Here is a 17,233-nt window from a genome sequence, read left to right as displayed (position 1 = left end):
TTGAAGCCCCAGTAAACGGCGGCCGTAACTATAACGGTCCTAAGGTAGCGAAATTCCTTGTCGGGTAAGTTCCGACCTGCACGAATGGCGTAACGACTTCCCCGCTGTCTCCAACGCAGACTCAGTGAAATTGAATTCCCCGTGAAGATGCGGGGTTCCTGCGGTTAGACGGAAAGACCCCGTGCACCTTTACTATAGCTTTACACTGGCATTCGTGTCGACATGTGTAGGATAGGTGGTAGACTTTGAAGCAGTGGCGCCAGCCATTGTGGAGTCATCCTTGAAATACCACCCTTATCTATATGGATGTCTAACTGCGGCCCGTTATCCGGGTCCAGGACCGTGTATGGTGGGTAGTTTGACTGGGGCGGTCGCCTCCTAAAGAGTAACGGAGGCGCGCGATGGTAGGCTCAGAACGGTCGGAAATCGTTCGTCGAGTGCAATGGCATAAGCCTGCCTGACTGCAAGACTGACAAGTCGAGCAGAGACGAAAGTCGGTCATAGTGATCCGGTGGTCCCGCGTGGAAGGGCCATCGCTCAACGGATAAAAGGTACGCCGGGGATAACAGGCTGATGACCCCCAAGAGTCCATATCGACGGGGTTGTTTGGCACCTCGATGTCGACTCATCGCATCCTGGGGCTGGAGCAGGTCCCAAGGGTATGGCTGTTCGCCATTTAAAGCGGTACGTGAGTTGGGTTCAGAACGTCGTGAGACAGTTCGGTCCCTATCTGCCGTGGGTGTAGGAATATTGATAGGATCTGTCCCTAGTACGAGAGGACCGGGATGGACGTATCTCTGGTGGACCTGTTGTCGTGCCAACGGCATAGCAGGGTAGCTATATACGGACGGGATAACCGCTGAAGGCATCTAAGCGGGAAACCCACCTAAAAACGAGTATTCCCTATCAGAGCCGTGGAAGACTACCACGTTGATAGGCCGGGTGTGGAAGTGCGGCAACGCATGTAGCTTACCGGTACTAATAGCTCGATCGACTTGATCACTCCCATTTACAATATCCATCAAGCAAAGCTTGATGATGATAAAAGCACGAAAGACAACCAGCTTCTCATATTTGTGTTCTTCGCCGACCTGGTGGTTATGGCGGAGCGGCTGCACCCGATCCCATTCCGAACTCGGCCGTGAAACGCTCCAGCGCCAATGGTACTTTGTCTTAAGACACGGGAGAGTAGGTCGCTGCCAGGTCTGCTAAGCACACAAATAATTCCATCTTCTCAAATCAATACAAAACAGCTTTACTAGCGCTATGCGCACAAACTACCCAACCGGTTCAATAAACACCCTGGCGCGGGGTGGAGCAGCCCGGTAGCTCGTCAGGCTCATAACCTGAAGGCCGCAGGTTCAAATCCTGCCCCCGCAACCAAAATCTCCAAAAAATAAACCAAATATTATCGCTGGCACGAAGACTTCATCTTCACTGGCGATCGTTGCTCGTCGTCCTGTGGACCATAACCTGAAGGGTGAGGAGGATAAGTAATCGATTGAGTATCGATTACCCGACGAACGGGGCAAATCCTGCCCCCGCAACCAATATCCTTCCCTGAAAATACTAAAACCCGCGATGCATACGCCATGCTCGTAGCTGTACGGCTTGTGAAAGCTCCATGGAGCAGCCCGTTCGAGCTGAAATCGATAATCAATCGATCTTTGAACGCTCTCACCTCATCAGCATCATAACCTGAACCGTGAGGAGCATAGTAATCGATCCAATATCGATGACCCGACAAACGGGAAAAAGCATCACACGAAACCATCCCCCAAAAACATCAATAAAATCAAAAAGCCCGGTGCATAAGAAGCCGGGCTTTTGACGTTTCTGATAGATGATGAAGAAGGCTAAAGGGCAGGCCGACATAAGCCATGCTGCTTACAAACTGGGCCGCCGGCTAGCCTCACAGAACAATGCAAATCCAACGGTCCTAAAGACACAACGCGGCGCTTTTGAAAAAGTGGCTTTGAAACCCTATACTAAGCCAACTAGTAAGCTCGTAACAGGAAAATAGCCGATGAAGCTTCTATCTATTGGGTTAGCCATTATGCTCGCTGTCTCGCTTGGGTTTCCAGCATATGCCGAAGTGCGCTTTGGCAAGAATGTGCGCGTCGGTGGTCATGATTTCTCCAATCAGACCTTTAACAGCAAACGGCGGGGCAAGGTTTATCTCTACGAAGGTAAGCCCCGCAACGAAGGTTGCGTCTGGCGAAAAGGCAAGAATGGCGAGCGCGTGAAAGTCTGCCATCTGCAGACGAAGAAGAAGCGGAAGTAATCTACGCAGTTTACGATCGGAGAGCATGCGCGCTGCTGGTTATGAAGGTAGCTAGCCCTTCGTTCGTTTAGTTTTCCCGTTCGGCAAGCACCGCCTTATGCATCGAATAATGCCTTTAGAGCTGATGAGACCTACGCTTGGCAACTTTCGTATGAGCGGTTCTGCGTTGATGAGGTTTTCGGCGTGGCGTAATCATAAATGCGAACGGACGGTGCGATCGCATCGCTATCAGCATCAAAGCAGATAAGCATCGAGCCGTTATTATAAAAGCCCGAGAGATCATTGATTTGAGCAAATGGCTCGAGATGCTGACCCGGAAATTTCAGCAACATGGATCAATAGCAAGACAGAGATGGCGCGGTATTGCTCGTGATGAGCTTCATGGAGAAAGATCACACCATCCATTGGTGATTAGCCACATTCAAATAGCTCTGCGGAAAAGGGAAATTCCCAGGCAAGATTGGGGCTATCGGATATGTAGGTCTTCAGCGTTGATACCCCGAGATCGATAGTATCGGTTGGAAGCTATGTTGCGGTTAGAACTCGCTAGAAAATATGGACCGAGTATGAGGGGGGAATACGAACCTTAGATAAGGTTGTTACGCCTGAAATAAGAATGTTTGAATATCGAGTTGAAGATATTTCTGGCGGAGAGAGCGGGATTCGAACCCGCGATACGGTTCCCCGTATACACACTTTCCAGGCGTGCGCCTTCAACCACTCGGCCACCTCTCCGTCTATTGCTATTGTGATATCGTCTGATGATCAGAACTAACGCAAGCAAGGAAGGGCTTTCAAATCAGGTATTGGTTGACTACCAAAAAAGCCCCTGCGGCGCGCAATATAGCCAGAATGGGCTGATGTTCAACTCTTATTTGGCTTTTCCGCATTAAAATCTTCCAGCCTGTGAGAAGCTTTTTGTAACCCCTGTAACTCATTGTTATTAAATGGATAATTTTTGCGTGATTGGTGGGTAATTTCTGCACTTTGGGCTTAACCCGGTGCCATGCTATAATTAAGGTGCTGCAAAGATATAGTCAGGATAAAGTGTCGGGCAGATTTCCACGGCGCTGCATCTGAAGAAACAGGACAAGAATCGTGATCCGTTTTGTTTTGCGTGGTTTCGCGGTGATTTCTCTGGCGCTTGGCGTCATATTTGCGATTCTGGACGGAGCGCGCTCGGTGGGCGCCTCAGCTTTTGTCACCAAGCCGCTTTTGGATATATGGGCGAGAGCAGCACCTGAAAGCCTGGGGGATGCAGAAGCTTATGTGACGCACTATATATCGTCAGGAGTGTGGAACGGGATCTTCGTTCCTGTTCTCGAAAAGCCAGGCTGGGTCTTGTTCGGTGTGTTGGCGCTACTGTTTTACGTCGCTGGCCATCGCCGCGAGAAACGTTTTTTACAATTCACCGCGCGGTAAACGGTTTAGCTTCGGCTTCTACGCTCTATGAATTTGTTTGTTCGTGTTGTGTGAGGGTTTGCGCCTTTCATGACATGCATAAGGAGGTGTTAGATGGGTTTTCTGGACAGCTATCGCAAGAAAATTGAAATGCCTTCCCAATCGGATGCCCTGCCGGGCAGGGCAGCACCAATACCGACTGCTCAAGCGCATTTTGTTTCAGGGCATTCGCTGAAGGGGCCATGGCCGGAAGGTCTGAAACAAGTCATGCTCGGCATGGGTTGTTTCTGGGGTGCCGAGCGGCTTTTCTGGCAGGTGCCGGGTGTCTATGTGACAGCCGTTGGCTATGCGGGCGGAATCACACCCAATCCAACCTATGAGGAAACCTGCACGGGGCTCACAGGCCATGCCGAGGTGGTTCTTGTGGTTTACGATCCAAAGGTTGTGAGCCTTGATGAACTGCTGACGCTGTTCTGGGAAGAGCATGATCCGACGCAGGGTATGCGACAGGGCAATGATATCGGCACAACATATCGCTCGGTGATCTACACCTTTGACGAGGCGGATCGCGAAGCGGTTGAGAAGAGCCGGGATGCATATCAGTCAGCACTGTCTGGGCGTGGTCTCGGCCCGATTACAACAGAAATTGGTGATGCTCCGACATTCTATTATGCGGAGGATTATCATCAGCAGTATCTGGCCAAGAACCCGAATGGCTATTGCGGCTTGCGCGGAACGGGTGTGAGTTGCCCGATACCGGCCGCATCATAAAAAGCAAAAAATCGCGCAGTTAACTCCGCGCGATTTTCTTATTCAGGATCAACATACCTTCATCGTCACCGGTCAGCTCTTCGAAATCATTCCAGGCGATTTTACGATAAAGATCAGGCTTGTCGGTATAGAGATAGGCTTCACTATAGCCGAGCTCGTGGGCTGCCGCTTCAATTGAAGCCATGAGTGCCTTCGCAACACCCCGCCCGCGGAATTCCGGTGCAACAAGCAGGCTTGCAACCCACGGCTTGAGGTGAGGGTGGCTGTCGAGATCGTTATGAATCAGCAGAACAAAGCCCGCGAGTTCGCCATTCCACAAGGCTGCACGAACGGCCTGACCATCGGTTGCATGGACAAGTTCTTGCATTCCGGCAATGATCTGGTCTTCAGTTGCGCCTGAAAGATAACCCCATTCTGCATGGTTCCATCTGGCGCAAGTGGCTGCAAGATCGTTGCGGTCGTCCAGTTTGATGATTTCAATCATGATATTACCAGTGTGGAGGTTTGGTGACGGGCACGTCAGGTGCCGTCTGTTCTTCCAGCAGAAGAAAGCGATCGGTGAGAGCTGTCAGTTTCTTGTTCAGTTGATCAACGGTTTTCCATTGTTCGGCCAAGACAGATGATAGCTCTTCAATGGTCTTTTCCTGTTCGGCGACCCGAATTTCGAGTTCTGTCAGGCGGTTATCCGTGGACATAAAGCTGTTCCGTTTTTGCTGATCATCAGATGATAAAAAATCCGCGCTGACGGCTCAATAACAATTATCGAGCGGTCAGAACGCGGATCAATCTGTCTCTTATCGTATGGTTTGAAACTTACTTCGTACCATACATGCGGTCACCGGCATCGCCGAGGCCAGGGATGATATAGCCCTTTTCATCAAGGCTATCATCAATGGAGGCGGTGAAGACGTCAACATCAGGGTGAGCCGCAGTGAAGCGCTCAATGCCTTCCGGTGCTGCCAGCAGGCAGAGGAACTTGATGTTGGTTGCGCCGCGTTCCTTCAGCTTGTCGATGGCTGCAATGGCGGAGTGGCCGGTTGCAAGCATTGGATCGACCACAATGATGAGGCGGTTGACGATATCTTCCGGAGCCTTGAAGTAATATTCGATTGGCTGCAGCGTATCGTGATCGCGATAAAGACCGATATGCGCCACACGAGCGGCCGGAACCAGATCGAGCATACCTTCCAGCAGGCCGTTACCGGCGCGCAGGATGGAGGCGAAGACCAGCTTCTTGCCTTCAAGCGTTGGTGCTTCCATTGGCATCATCGGTGTTTCGATCTGCATGGTGGTCAGTTCGAGATCGCGGGTCACTTCATAGCAAAGCAGCAGCGAAATCTCTTTCAGCAAACGCCGGAAGCTGGCGGTTGAAGTTTCGCGCTTGCGCATGATGGTGAGCTTGTGCTGGACAAGCGGATGGCTGACGACATTAACGCCCATGATTTTTCCACTTTTCTTGTTATCGTTTTTCACTTTAACGGCGAATGATGCCGGAGAAAACGCGTGGCAGGCGCACACGCACAGTTTTATCTGTCTTTGACCATTTTCAGCACTTGCGCAAGTCTGGTGGTTTGAATTTGCCGTGTGAATCTTGGCTGACCACCAGCTTATGCGCGCTAACTGCCGGAAATTAATCACCAGATCACAAAAGGGGTATCGGCATGCGGTCTGTGCTTGTATCGTCCGGCACAAGCTTTATATGCATCAGGCAAACGGAAAACGGAGATCGGCTTCGTTTCGCACATGAACCGGCAGGTGAGTTATGGGCCAGCAGACAGGCAATGCAGACCGCGTGGGCGCACATGGTGGCATGGAGCATTCGTTCGGCTTCAAGGCAGTGGACGAAAGCGAAAAGCAGGGGCTGGTCAATGACGTTTTCCATAAGGTTGCCAAGCGTTACGATGTAATGAACGATCTCATGTCGGCTGGTATGCACCGCGTCTGGAAAGATGCGATGATCAGCTGGCTGGCTCCATCCAAGCGTCCGGGCTGGACTTCGCTCGATGTCGCAGGTGGTACGGGCGATATTGCATTCCGCATTGTTGAAGCGTCCGGGCGTCAGGCCCATGTAACCATTCTCGACATCAACGGCTCGATGCTCGGCGTCGGTCGCGAACGCGCGATCAAGAAGGGCCTTGCTGAAAACCTCGAATTTGTTGAAGCCAGTGCGGAAGAACTGCCGTTTGAAGATGCAAGCTTCGATGCCTACACGATTTCATTCGGCATCCGTAACGTCCCGCATATCGACAAGGCGCTGTCTGAAGCCTATCGCGTGTTGAAGCCGGGCGGTCGTTTCATGTGCCTTGAATTCTCCGAGGTTGAACTGCCGCTGCTTGATAAGATTTATGACCAGTGGTCTTTCAACGCCATTCCCCAGATTGGCAAGATGATCACGGGCGATGCTGATTCCTACAGCTATCTGGTTGAATCGATCCGCAAGTTCCCAAAGCAGGAAGACTTTGCGCGCATGATCCGCGAAGCGGGTTTTGAGCGTGTGAGCTATCGCAATTTCACGGGTGGAATTGCAGCGCTTCATTCAGGCTGGAAGCTCTGAGTCTGATATGAGCAATATTTCTGCTGCCATACGGTTGATGCGTGCTGGCTGGATCATGGCGCGCGAAGGCGTGTTGAGTTCACTGCCTGTTGATGATGCTGCAGGCCTGCCTGCGCTGGGGCACAAGTTTGCCAAAGTGCTTGCGCGCAAACGTGCGAAAGATGCGCCTCGCTCTGAACGCATTTCGCGTGCGATGAACAAGCTGGGTCCTTCTTATGTGAAGCTCGGCCAGTTTCTTGCCACGCGCCCGGATATTGTTGGCAAGGATGTTGCCGCTGATCTGGAGCTGTTGCAGGACCGGCTCGACTTCTTCCCGCAGGCGGAAGCCGTTTCGGCAGTCGAGAATTCTCTCGGTCGCAAGATTGATGATCTTTATGTGAGTTTTGATGCGCCGATTGCGGCTGCATCTATGGCGCAGGTCCATCCTGCCTATGTGATGAAGGATGGCGCACCGCACAAGGTTGCCGTCAAGGTTATCCGTCCGGGTGTCCGTCAGCGTTTTGCGCGCGACCTTGAAAGCTTTTTCATGGTCGCCCGTATGCAGGAGCGGCATGTGCCTTTCACGCGCCGCTTGCGGCCTGTTGAGATGGTTGAAACGCTTCAGCAGACAACACGCATCGAAATGGATCTGCGGCTTGAGGCGGCGGCACTTTCCGAGATTGCCGAGAACATCAAAGATGATGAAGGTTTTCGCGTTCCCGATGTTGACTGGGAGCGGACGGGCCGCGATGTCCTGACGCTCGAATGGATCGATGGCATCAAGATGTCGGATATCGGGGCGTTGAATGCGGCAGGCTTCGATCTCAAGAAGCTCGCTGAAACACTGATCCAGTCTTTCCTGCGTCATACACTGCGCGACGGTTTTTTCCATGCCGACATGCATCCGGGTAATCTGTTCGTCGATCCCAAAGGCACTATTGTCGCCGTTGATTTCGGCATCACCGGGCGGCTCAACAAGGATCAGCGGCGCTTTCTCGCAGAAATTCTTTATGGCTTCATCACACGCGATTATCTGCGCGTAGCGGAAGTGCATTTTGAAGCCGGGTATGTTCCGCACAAGCACGATGTGGCGAGTTTTGCGCAGGCAATCCGCGCGATCGGTGAGCCTATCCATGGACAGCCAGCCGAAACCATTTCCATGGCAAAGCTGCTCACGCTTCTGTTTGAGGTGACTGAGCTGTTCGACATGGAAACACGGCCTGAGCTTCTGATGCTTCAGAAGACGATGGTGGTGGTGGAAGGTGTTTCGCGCACGCTCGATCCGCATTTCAACATGTGGAAAGCTGCTGAGCCGGTTGTGGGCGCTTGGATTCGCAAGAATCTCGGACCGCAGGGTATGTTGCTGGATGCCAAGGACAGCGCCTATGCGCTGCTCCACTTCACCCGCAAGACGCCTGAGCTGGTAGCAAGAATGGATCGTGCTTCCGTGGCGCTTGACGAGATGGCTGCAAACGGTCTGCGCTTTGACGATGCGACTGCAGAAGCCATTGGCCGGGCCGAGGCGCGGCACTCGCGCTGGGGACGCATTGCGCAGATAGTGATTGCAATTTCATTGGCTGCGATAGCGATTAAGCTCTATATCGAGCTTTAGCTTCACCACATTTCATCTGTTTGTTGATTATTCAACAAAATAGTGATTTCATTGATTGCATCAGCATTAGACCGGTGCAATCAAATGGCCAGTATTACAATCCGCAATCTTGATGACGCCGCAAAAGAGCGGCTTCGCGTGAGAGCCGCTCAAAACGGGCGCTCCATGGAGGAAGAAGCAAGGCTTCTGCTTGGCGGTTTTGAAGAGACGAAGCCGGTAGCCGCTGCTTTGTCGCCGATTGCCGGTTCATTGCGCGATAAGCGTATTCTTCTCATCATCAGCGGCGGGATTGCAGCTTACAAAACACCGGACCTCATTCGGCGTTTGAAAGAACGCGGCGCGCGTGTTCGCACGGTCCTGACCGCAGGAGCGCAGCAGTTTGTGACGCCGCTGACCATCGGCACTGTGTCGGCCGATCATGTGTTTACAGATCTTTTTTCCCGAGAGGACGAACAGGATGTCGGCCATATCCGCCTTGCGCGCGATGCCGATCTGATCGTTGTGGCACCTGCAACGGCCGGGCTTATGGCCAAGATGGCCACTGGCATTACCGATGATCTGGCCAGTGCTGTGCTTCTCGCCCGCAAGGTTCCGTTGCTGATTGCACCTGCCATGAACCCTGCCATGTGGGACAATGCCGCGACCCGGCGCAACCGCCTGACATTGGAAAAGGATGGCGTGCATTTCATTGGGCCTGAAAAGGGCGAGATGGCGGAAAGTGGAGAGGCGGGCACAGGTCGGATGAGCGAACCGCTGACTATCGTCGCGGCAATTGAAAACCTGCTCGCGCCACAGGCAAAGCCGCTTGCGGGCAAAGTGGTCGTCATGACATCCGGCCCGACACATGAGCCGATTGATCCGGTGCGCTATATTGCCAACCGTTCATCGGGCAAGCAGGGCCATGCCATCGCTGCGGCCCTAGCACATCTGGGCGCCACTGTGCATCTGGTCTCCGGTCCTGTCACGATCGCTGATCCGCGGGGCGTCAACGTCACCCATGTTGAAACCGCGCGGGAAATGCAGGCGGCAGTCGAAAGCCATCTTCCCGCTGATGCGGCTGTGATGGTTGCAGCCGTTGCCGACTGGCGGACAGCTAATGCAGCCGATCAGAAGATCAAGAAACAGCCGGGCGAGGGCGCACCAACGCTCAGCATGGTTGAGAACCCGGATATTCTGGCCGGTGTTGGTCATAGTGAGAAGCGTCCCGGTCTTGTGGTGGGCTTTGCTGCGGAAACGCAGGACGTGCTCGCCAATGCCAGCCGCAAGCTCGACAAGAAAGGTGCCGACTGGATCGTTGCCAACGATGTGTCTGGTGATGTGATGGGCGGCGATCGCAACCGTGTGCGTGTTTTGAGCCGCGCAGGCATCGAAGAATGGCCGGAAATGAGCAAGGAGCAAGTTGCTGAAAAGCTTGCAGAAAAAATTGCGGCCGCGCTTCTCGAAATAAAAAGCTGATTTTTTTATGCGGGGCATGTCACATTCCGATGCAGCTATCTCGTCTTGATGATGAACGACCCATACGGGTCAACATCCAGGAGAAGAGATCATGGAACTAAGACTTGCCCCTTACACTTTCGCACCGCAGATCATGCAGGCAATGGTGGAGCTGGAAAAGCGCGTTGCGGCATCCGGACTTGAATATAGCCTCTATGAGCTGGTGAAAATCCGCGCTTCGCAGATCAATGGCTGCGCCTATTGCATCTATATGCATACGGCTGATGCGCGGAAGGCTGGCGAAACCGAAGAGCGCCTCTATCTGGTTGCTGCATGGCGTGAATCACCGCTTTATACTGCGCGGGAGCGGGCGGCACTTGGCTGGACCGAGGCGCTGACCCTGTTGGCACAGACGGGCGCACCGGATAAGGATTTTGATGCTTTGAAAGCGCATTTCTCAGACGAAGAGATCGTCAATCTGACCATGCTGATTACCACCATCAATGCATGGAACCGGATTGCAGTGGGCCTGCGTCTCGTTCATCCGGTTAAAACCGATGCAGCTGCCGCTTGAGCCAAATATCAATGATGCGGGTGTGTTCGAGACCTTGCGGCCTCGGCTCACCCGCATTGCCTATCGTATGGTGGGCACCCATGCCGAAGCCGAAGACATTGTGCAGGATGCATGGCTGCGCTGGAGTGCTGCGGATCGTGCAACCATCCGTGAGCCGCAGGGCTGGCTCACGCGTGTGGTCAGCCGTCTTGCGCTCGATCATCTGAAATCTGCACGCGTACGACGCGAAACCTATCCCGGAACATGGCTGCCTGAGCCACTTGTCGAGGATGAAGAAGACCGCAGCGACGATATCACATTGACATTGATGCTGGCGCTCGACCGACTGTCGCCGCTGGAGCGTGCGGCATTTCTTTTGCATGACGTGTTCGATATGGGCTTTGAGGAGGTCGGGCGTGTGCTTGATCGCGATGCTGTGGCCTGCCGCCAGCTGGCGAGCCGCGCGCGCAGCCATGTTCGACAGGAGAAGTCGCGGTTTTCGATGCCTGAGGATCGCGGACGCACGATTGCGGAGGCTTTCTTTCAGGCGTCCCGCAGTGGTGACATGACGGCGCTGAAAGGTCTGCTGGCTGAAGATGCTGTGATGTATTCCGACGGTGGTGGTATCCGCAATGCAGCGCTCAACCCGATATATGGGCGTGAAAAGATCATGCGCTTTTATGACGGTATTGCGCGTAAGACCGATGGGCTTGTGCCCGCCGTCAATCATTTTGCGCTGTTTGATGGCTTACCCGGCCATATGAGCCTTGAGGCGGATGGCCTGCCGCAAGTGGCTGCGGTGGAGATCGAAGATGGATTGATCCGGGGGGTCTATCTCATCCGCAATCCTGACAAGCTCAGCCATTTGCGGAGAATGTTTTAAAGCGCATCCCGAAAAGTGTGAAACGGCTTTCGGGATGCGCTTTAAAAGAATTCATCCAAGAGGCGATAAAAAGCGATCTTCTTTTCCTCTATTACAGGCCCGTTATAGAGAGTGAGGAATGGCATTACCCATTCTTTGCCGAGATTATATTCAACACTCCAGCAAGCCAGCGCCAAGTCCTGATGACGGTCGGCAAGACCCAGTCTTCCACAGTCGATGAAGCCCGTGAAATTGCCATTAGCGGCCATGAAATTGGGTAGGCAAGCATCGCCGTGGGTGATGACGACATCTTCGCTTGCCGGTTTAAGGCTGCAGAGTTCTGCGAACAGATCTTCAGCCGTTTGTCCTGCACGTTCGTCATCGAAATCATCTTCATCAACCGCACCTGCCAAAACACGTTTGCGGGCGTCTTCAATGCGAATATCGACCCGATGATCAAACGGGCATGATCTGGGATCAATATCATGCAACGATTTCAGCGCTGCTGCGAGAATTTCGATGATGCGCTGGGGTGCAAGACAATCTGCAGCAGATGCGAGGTCGTGGCCTTCCAGCCGTGTCATGAGCAGATAGCTTTGATCAGGCTCCTGAACAAAGCTCATGATAGCAGGGCAGGCTATGTTTTGCTGACTGAGCCAGGTCAACCGGGCCGCTTCATCGGCAAGCTCGCCGACAGGGCTTGCGGGCTCAATCTTTAAAACGAGCGGGGCTTTTTCCGGGTGCTCCAGAAGAAGAACATTGGCCGTGGATCGGCCAATGCCATCCTGCTGACTGCGATAGCCTGCCAGAGAATGCGCAAGTGCATCGGGCAGGTTGAGAGCAGCCAGAACAGGGTCGTTCATTGTTTCTCCGCGATATCAGGCCTTGTCGCGGACCTGATAGTCCTTGATCGTGGCAAAGCGGATCGCCTTCCAACGCTCGGCTTCGTAGTTGAGCGAGAAGCCATTCTGCGCGAGAAATACCGGATCATTGTCAAGATCGTGTGCGATATCAGCGCGATGCGAGGCAATGAAGCGGTCGAGCTCCGCCGGTTCATCCGCTGTGATCCAGCGGCAAATCGAGAAGCGCGACATTTCAAAGCCGACAGGCAGAGAATATTCGATCTTGAGACGTTCGGTCAGAACGTCGATCTGCAGCGCGCCAACCACCCCGACAATTGCCGGTGAACCATCATCCGGCACGAAGAGCTGCACGACGCCTTCTTCTGCCATTTGCTGAAGCGCTTCACGCAGCTTCTTCGCCTTCATCGCATCATCAAGACGGACGCGGCGCAGAATTTCCGGCGCGAAATTCGGCACGCCACGGAACAGGATGTCTTCACCCTCGGTCAGCGTGTCACCGATGCGCAATGTGCCATGGTTCGGGATGCCGACAACATCGCCCGCGAAAGCTTCGTCGGCGATCTGGCGGGAGCGTGCAAAGAAGAACTGTGGCGCAGACAGGCTCATCGGCTTGCCGGTACGTACCAGCTTGGCCTTCATGCCGCGTGAAAGCTTGCCGGAGCAGACGCGCAGGAAGGCAATACGGTCGCGGTGGTTCGGGTCCATATTGGCCTGAATCTTGAACACGAAACCGGTCATTTTGTCTTCGGTCGCGCCAACCATGCGGCTATCTGCCTGCTGGTCGCGTGGGCTTGGGCCGAAATCGCAGAAGGCTTCAATCAGATCGCGCACACCGTAATTTTTCAGTGCTGAACCGAAATAAACCGGTGTCATATGGCCTTCGCGGAAGGATGCGAGGTCAAACGGGCGGCAGACGCCGCGCGCAAGTTCGACGCTTTCAATCCATGCTTCACGTTCGTTTTCAGGCAGAAGCTTCGCTGCTTCTTCCGGTCCGCTGACCTTGGTGGGCTGCTCTTCGGCATCCTTCTGGCGCACAGTGTTGCTGTGCAGATCATAAGTGCCGGCAAAGCTTTTGCCCGAACCGATAGGCCAGGTGATCGGCGCTGTATCAAGCGCCAGCTTTTCTTCGATCTCGTCAAGAATTTCGAGTGGATCGCGTGCTTCGCGGTCCATCTTGTTGACGAAGGTCACGATTGGAATATCGCGCATACGGCAGACTTCAAACAGCTTCAGCGTCCGTGGCTCGATACCTTTTGCGGCGTCGATGACCATGACGGCAGAATCCACAGCGGTCAGCGTGCGATAGGTATCGTCTGCGAAGTCTTCGTGGCCCGGTGTATCGAGCAGGTTGAAGATGCAGTCCTTATACTCAAAGGTCATCACGGAAGTGACAACCGAGATGCCGCGGTCGCGTTCGATGTTCATCCAGTCCGAACGGGTCTGGATGCGATCTTTCTTGGCCTTCACTTCACCGGCAAGCTGGATGGCGCCACCGAACAGCAGAAGCTTTTCGGTCAGCGTGGTTTTACCAGCATCCGGGTGCGCGATGATCGCGAAGGTACGGCGCTTTGAAACAGGATGATCAGCGGGCATGAAGAAACTCGTAATGGCGAAGTGATGGCTGCGCGAAACGCGCGCTGCGAAGATGTTGCGCTGCATCTAGCAGTCATTGGCCAAAATCTCAACAAGCCCGGTGTTTGAAATGAAAAAGCGGCGTGAGGCACGCCGCTTCGCAAATTTGCCGTTTTGGATTCTAGCGCTTGATGCCGAGGCCGAATGCAATGAACGACCAACCCTGGAAGATCAGATCGATTGCCAAAAACAGGCCCAGAATGAACAGGCTGTTGACCGGCCACTGCATTGCAATGACGAGACCTGCGAGAGCGGTGATAACACCCGCTGCAACAATCCAGCCCCAGCCTGCTGCTGGCTTTGACTTGAAGCCCATCCAGATACGGAAGAAGCCGGAACCCAGAAGAGCGGCTGCAAGCAGGAAGGTCAGCACCCCGGCGGCGAGAATTGGATTGACGAAGGCTACAATGCCTGCGGCTGCATAGAGCAAGCCACTCAGCAGCCAGAAGAAGAAGCTGCCCCAGGTCTTCACGCCGAAGGCATGAATGATTTCGATGATCCCTGCGACCAGCATCATGATGCCGACATAGTAGACGGAAACGACCGTCGCGAGAACCAGATTGCCGAAAGCAATACCGCCGAGGATCAGCAGCGCGACGCCGAGAGCGACGAACCAGCCCCATTTTGATGAGACCTCGGTTGGAAGGGTAGGACGATTAAAGTCATTCTGTGCTGTTGCCATAAGATGTCCCTCAATTTTCATTCCCGATCAGCAATATAAGCCAAACTGAAGATTTGGCCAGAGATGGATCCGAGGCTTGAACTCGCCCAAAAATCTCCTGTTGGTGTAAGAGCCAGAACACGGTATGTCTTTGCAGTAAAAACTTTTTTTGGCTTAAAGTCAGTTTGATGTTTGATCTGGTTTCGCACTATTGGCCGCATATCCTGGCTGTTCTGTCGATCGTTCTGGGAGCGATTGCAGCTATCCACGCGACAATGACCAAGGATGAGGTGCGGACCGCGCTCGGCTGGGTTGGTGTGATTGTGCTTTCGCCAATCGTCGGTGCGGTTGTCTATGCGCTGGCAGGTGTGAACCGTATCCGGCGCAGCACCCTCGGGCATCAGCGCGATAATATGGGCAATATTGCGCTCTATCATTTATCGCATTTCGACACGACCAATGATCTCGTGCGCGCGGCCTTCGGACGTCAGTTCGGGGCGATGAAAATTCTTGGCGACACTGTCAGCCTTTATGATTTTACCAGCGGCAACAGCATAGAAATGCTGGAAACCGGTGATGAAGCCTATGCAGCAATGCTGGATGCTATTGGCAAAGCTGAACGCAGCATCATGCTTGAAACCTATATTTTTGACCGTGATGCAATCGGCCAGCAATTTGCCGATGCGCTGGGTGATGCCGTCAAGCGTGGTGTCGAGGTTCGTGTATTGGTGGATGCTGTCGGCGCGCGCTATTCCATTCCCAGCATCGTTAATCTGCTGAAGGAAAATGGTGTGGCTGTTGATGTGTTCAACGGCAATATCATTATGGGCCTGCGTCTGCCTTATGCAAACCTGCGCACCCACCGTAAAATCCTGATCGTCGATGGCAAGCTGGCCTTTACCGGCGGCATGAATATTCGTGCAGGCTTTGTAAAAGCTATCGCTGGCGATGCGGTTGCGTTAGATACGCATTTCCGCGTCGAAGGTCCGGCGATTGCTGATCTCTTCCATGTCGCATCGGAAGACTGGCGCTTTGCAACAGGCGAATTGCTGACCGGTGACGCTTGGAGCATTGCAGCACCTAAAGACCCGCCGGGAACCGGCAAGCTTATCCGCGTGGTCGGCTCGGGGCCAGATAAGAACATTGAAACCAATCATCGCATGATGATGGGCGCCTTCTCGATTGCGCAGGAGCACATCCTGATCATGTCGCCTTATCTCCTGCCAGACCGCGAACTTATCAGTGCGCTGGTCACTGCTGCCCGGCGTGGTGTGTCGGTTGATGTGGTGGTTCCGGGGGTCAATAATCTCAAGCTGGTGGATCGCGCCATGCGCGCGCAATTCGATCAGTTGCTGAAAGGTGGCTGTCGTATCTGGCGCGCAGGGGGTGCGTTCAATCACTCCAAGCTGATGACGATTGACGGTGCATGGTCCTATGTCGGCTCATCCAATCTTGACGCCCGTTCGCTGCGGTTGAATTTCGAGGTCGATCTCGAAATTCTGGATCGCGAGATTGCGCTGAAAGTCGAAGAACGTATCGGCAAGGTGATCGACAGCAGCCGGGAAGTGAACCTGACGCGTCTCAAAAACCGCCCGTTCTACGAACGCTTGATCGACCGTATCATCTGGCTCGGATCGCCTTATCTTTAAGGCTTTTTAGCTGCCTGAACTTGAGTTGCTGGTCAGCAGTGAAGGATTAAATTCTTCGAGGACCTGCGCTGCGGTTTTAAGATCAAGATGCGCCTTGATCGGAAGATGGTCAGAAGCCATACGCGCCAGCGGTGTGTTGTGAACCTCTACAGCCGTTACCAGATTATGCGGCGTTCCAAGAACGCGATCCAGCGCAAATACCGGAAAGCGGGATGGAAAGCTGGGTACTGCAGTTGATACATGATTGAACACCGGCATGAGCGATGCGAGTGAGGATCGTTTGCCGATACGCCATTCATTGAGGTCGCCGATCAGCAGCGTCGGCAGGGTGTCGGCTTCCTGCAATGCGGAAAGAATGCTTTCCGCTTGCTGTTCGCGAGAGCGCTTCAAAAGCCCCAGATGTGCTGCGATCACGCGCAGAGGGCCGGATGCGAATTGCAGGTCGGCAACCAGTGCGCCGCGCGGCTCTACCCCTGGCAAAGCAAGCTGGCGCACATTGCGCACAACACCTTCGCGAAACAGCAGAACATTGCCGTGCCAGCCATGGCCTTTGGGCATGGTCGATGTGATCGGTACGGGAACAAGGCCGTGGCGGCGCTCAAGCAGCCCTAAGTCCAGCAGGCCTGATCGCTCGCCGAAACGCTTGTCTGCTTCCTGCAGAGCGATCACATCGGCATCGATTTCGCTGATAACGTCGGCTGTGCGCTGGGGATCGAAGATCTTGTCCACACCAATGCATTTATGGACATTGTAGGAGGCGATCACGATGTCGCCGTCTGCAACATTGGTATGCAGTGGTCGGAAGCCGGGCCGATTACGGATAGCCGTCAATATTTTTGTAGAAATTCGACCCGGTGTTTTCTTTTTCTTCACCCGCCGCTACCTCGTGCCGTTTTGGATATCCTTTTAAATAGGTCATTTTGCGGTTTGAACAGTAGTGTTGGATCACAGATTGCTGACAAGATTGTTTTCAGTTCA

At 53.7% G+C, this 17,233-nt stretch carries 16 protein-coding genes, 2 tRNA genes and 2 rRNA genes (1 of these 20 cut by a window edge); 12 read left to right on the top strand and 8 right to left on the bottom strand.

What is annotated here, in order from left to right; translation table 11 throughout:
• The 4 genes from KMS41_08765 to KMS41_08750 form a co-directional block, all read left to right on the top strand.
• Positions 1-1,003 (top strand): 23S ribosomal RNA (locus KMS41_08765) (it extends 1,809 nt beyond the left edge of the window).
• Positions 1,004-1,090: 87 nt separating this feature from the next.
• Positions 1,091-1,205: ribosomal RNA gene (rrf, locus tag KMS41_08760) — 5S ribosomal RNA — on the top strand.
• A gap of 101 nt (positions 1,206-1,306) precedes the next feature.
• A tRNA-Met gene (locus tag KMS41_08755) sits at positions 1,307-1,383 on the top strand.
• 643 nt (positions 1,384-2,026) lie between these two features.
• A complete protein-coding gene (locus KMS41_08750) occupies positions 2,027-2,284 on the top strand; it encodes a hypothetical protein (GenBank protein ID QWK77189.1) in 258 nt (85 codons plus the stop codon).
• A 645-nt stretch (positions 2,285-2,929) separates the two neighbouring features.
• On the opposite strand, the gene KMS41_08745 is transcribed toward KMS41_08750, so the two are convergent.
• Positions 2,930-3,019, bottom strand: a tRNA-Ser gene (locus KMS41_08745).
• Positions 3,020-3,382: 363 nt separating this feature from the next.
• On the opposite strand from KMS41_08745, the gene KMS41_08740 reads away from it, so the two are divergent.
• Together KMS41_08740 and msrA are read left to right on the top strand one after the other, a co-directional pair.
• The gene (locus KMS41_08740) at positions 3,383-3,706 is read left to right on the top strand and encodes a hypothetical protein (protein ID QWK77188.1); all 324 of its coding nucleotides are present in this window, start codon (positions 3,383-3,385) and stop codon (positions 3,704-3,706) included.
• 93 nt (positions 3,707-3,799) lie between these two features.
• A complete protein-coding gene (gene msrA, locus KMS41_08735) occupies positions 3,800-4,456 on the top strand; it encodes a peptide-methionine (S)-S-oxide reductase MsrA (GenBank protein QWK77187.1) in 657 nt (218 codons plus the stop codon).
• Between the two features lie 19 nt (positions 4,457-4,475).
• On the opposite strand, the gene KMS41_08730 is transcribed toward msrA, so the two are convergent.
• The 3 genes from KMS41_08730 to upp all read right to left on the bottom strand — a co-directional run bounded on the left by KMS41_08730 (position 4,476) and on the right by upp (position 5,896).
• Positions 4,476-4,940 carry a GNAT family N-acetyltransferase gene (locus tag KMS41_08730; protein ID QWK77186.1) on the bottom strand — a complete coding sequence of 155 codons (465 nt, stop codon included), beginning with the start codon at positions 4,938-4,940 and terminating at the stop codon, positions 4,476-4,478.
• A 4-nt stretch (positions 4,941-4,944) separates the two neighbouring features.
• Positions 4,945-5,151, bottom strand: coding sequence for a SlyX family protein (locus KMS41_08725; protein ID QWK77185.1), 207 nt, complete (start codon positions 5,149-5,151; stop codon positions 4,945-4,947).
• A gap of 118 nt (positions 5,152-5,269) precedes the next feature.
• Positions 5,270-5,896, bottom strand: coding sequence for a uracil phosphoribosyltransferase (gene upp / locus KMS41_08720; GenBank protein QWK77184.1), 627 nt, complete (start codon positions 5,894-5,896; stop codon positions 5,270-5,272).
• Positions 5,897-6,218: 322 nt separating this feature from the next.
• Between upp and ubiE the strand changes: the two genes are divergently transcribed.
• From ubiE to KMS41_08695, 5 genes are all read left to right on the top strand, one after another.
• A complete protein-coding gene (gene ubiE / locus KMS41_08715) occupies positions 6,219-7,010 on the top strand; it encodes a bifunctional demethylmenaquinone methyltransferase/2-methoxy-6-polyprenyl-1,4-benzoquinol methylase UbiE (protein ID QWK77183.1) in 792 nt (263 codons plus the stop codon).
• Positions 7,011-7,017: 7 nt separating this feature from the next.
• Positions 7,018-8,601: a 2-polyprenylphenol 6-hydroxylase gene (gene ubiB / locus KMS41_08710; protein QWK77182.1), complete on the top strand. Its 1,584-nt coding sequence runs from the start codon at positions 7,018-7,020 to the stop codon at positions 8,599-8,601.
• A 249-nt stretch (positions 8,602-8,850) separates the two neighbouring features.
• Entirely contained in the window at positions 8,851-10,056 is a 1,206-nt protein-coding gene (coaBC, locus tag KMS41_08705) for a bifunctional phosphopantothenoylcysteine decarboxylase/phosphopantothenate--cysteine ligase CoaBC (protein QWK78822.1), read from the top strand.
• A gap of 91 nt (positions 10,057-10,147) precedes the next feature.
• Positions 10,148-10,609, top strand: a complete 462-nt coding sequence (locus tag KMS41_08700) for a carboxymuconolactone decarboxylase family protein (protein QWK77181.1) — start codon at positions 10,148-10,150, stop codon at positions 10,607-10,609.
• Positions 10,593-11,471: a sigma-70 family RNA polymerase sigma factor gene (locus KMS41_08695; protein ID QWK77180.1), complete on the top strand. Its 879-nt coding sequence runs from the start codon at positions 10,593-10,595 to the stop codon at positions 11,469-11,471. Before KMS41_08700 ends, KMS41_08695 begins: the two co-directional genes overlap by 17 nt.
• 41 nt (positions 11,472-11,512) lie before the next feature.
• Here KMS41_08695 and KMS41_08690 read toward each other — a convergent pair whose 3' ends face one another.
• The 3 genes from KMS41_08690 to KMS41_08680 all read right to left on the bottom strand — a co-directional run bounded on the left by KMS41_08690 (position 11,513) and on the right by KMS41_08680 (position 14,627).
• Positions 11,513-12,313 (bottom strand): aminoglycoside 3'-phosphotransferase, encoded by an 801-nt coding sequence (locus tag KMS41_08690; GenBank protein ID QWK77179.1) that lies wholly within the window; start codon positions 12,311-12,313, stop codon positions 11,513-11,515.
• Positions 12,314-12,328: 15 nt separating this feature from the next.
• Positions 12,329-13,906, bottom strand: a complete 1,578-nt coding sequence (locus KMS41_08685) for a peptide chain release factor 3 (protein QWK78821.1) — start codon at positions 13,904-13,906, stop codon at positions 12,329-12,331.
• 160 nt (positions 13,907-14,066) lie between these two features.
• Positions 14,067-14,627, bottom strand: coding sequence for an HdeD family acid-resistance protein (locus tag KMS41_08680; GenBank protein ID QWK77178.1), 561 nt, complete (start codon positions 14,625-14,627; stop codon positions 14,067-14,069).
• A gap of 167 nt (positions 14,628-14,794) precedes the next feature.
• On the opposite strand from KMS41_08680, the gene cls reads away from it, so the two are divergent.
• Positions 14,795-16,255: a cardiolipin synthase gene (cls, locus tag KMS41_08675; protein QWK77177.1), complete on the top strand. Its 1,461-nt coding sequence runs from the start codon at positions 14,795-14,797 to the stop codon at positions 16,253-16,255.
• 6 nt (positions 16,256-16,261) lie between these two features.
• On the opposite strand, the gene KMS41_08670 is transcribed toward cls, so the two are convergent.
• Positions 16,262-17,128, bottom strand: a complete 867-nt coding sequence (locus KMS41_08670; protein ID QWK77176.1) for an endonuclease/exonuclease/phosphatase family protein — start codon at positions 17,126-17,128, stop codon at positions 16,262-16,264.
• Between the last annotated feature and the right edge of the window lie 105 nt (positions 17,129-17,233).

It is taken from the genome of Ochrobactrum sp. BTU1 (assembly GCA_018798825.1).
Taxonomy (GTDB): Bacteria; Pseudomonadota; Alphaproteobacteria; order Rhizobiales; family Rhizobiaceae; genus Brucella.
This window is presented reverse-complemented; position numbering and strand designations above follow the sequence as displayed.

Bases quoted from the DNA above. Each gene is read 5' to 3' on its own strand.
- KMS41_08700 (QWK77181.1), top strand. From the start codon at position 10,148: ATGGAACTAAGACTTGCCCCTTACACTTTCGCACCGCAGATCATGCAG.
- ubiB (QWK77182.1), top strand. From the start codon at position 7,018: ATGAGCAATATTTCTGCTGCCATACGGTTGATGCGTGCTGGCTGGATC.
- KMS41_08730 (QWK77186.1), bottom strand. From the start codon at position 4,940: ATGATTGAAATCATCAAACTGGACGACCGCAACGATCTTGCAGCCACT.
- upp (QWK77184.1), bottom strand. From the start codon at position 5,896: ATGGGCGTTAATGTCGTCAGCCATCCGCTTGTCCAGCACAAGCTCACC.
- KMS41_08690 (QWK77179.1), bottom strand. From the start codon at position 12,313: ATGAACGACCCTGTTCTGGCTGCTCTCAACCTGCCCGATGCACTTGCG.
- KMS41_08750 (QWK77189.1), top strand. From the start codon at position 2,027: ATGAAGCTTCTATCTATTGGGTTAGCCATTATGCTCGCTGTCTCGCTT.
- cls (QWK77177.1), top strand. From the start codon at position 14,795: ATGTTTGATCTGGTTTCGCACTATTGGCCGCATATCCTGGCTGTTCTG.
- KMS41_08695 (QWK77180.1), top strand. From the start codon at position 10,593: ATGCAGCTGCCGCTTGAGCCAAATATCAATGATGCGGGTGTGTTCGAG.
- msrA (QWK77187.1), top strand. From the start codon at position 3,800: ATGGGTTTTCTGGACAGCTATCGCAAGAAAATTGAAATGCCTTCCCAA.
- ubiE (QWK77183.1), top strand. From the start codon at position 6,219: ATGGGCCAGCAGACAGGCAATGCAGACCGCGTGGGCGCACATGGTGGC.
- KMS41_08680 (QWK77178.1), bottom strand. From the start codon at position 14,627: ATGGCAACAGCACAGAATGACTTTAATCGTCCTACCCTTCCAACCGAG.
- KMS41_08725 (QWK77185.1), bottom strand. From the start codon at position 5,151: ATGTCCACGGATAACCGCCTGACAGAACTCGAAATTCGGGTCGCCGAA.
- KMS41_08685 (QWK78821.1), bottom strand. From the start codon at position 13,906: ATGCCCGCTGATCATCCTGTTTCAAAGCGCCGTACCTTCGCGATCATC.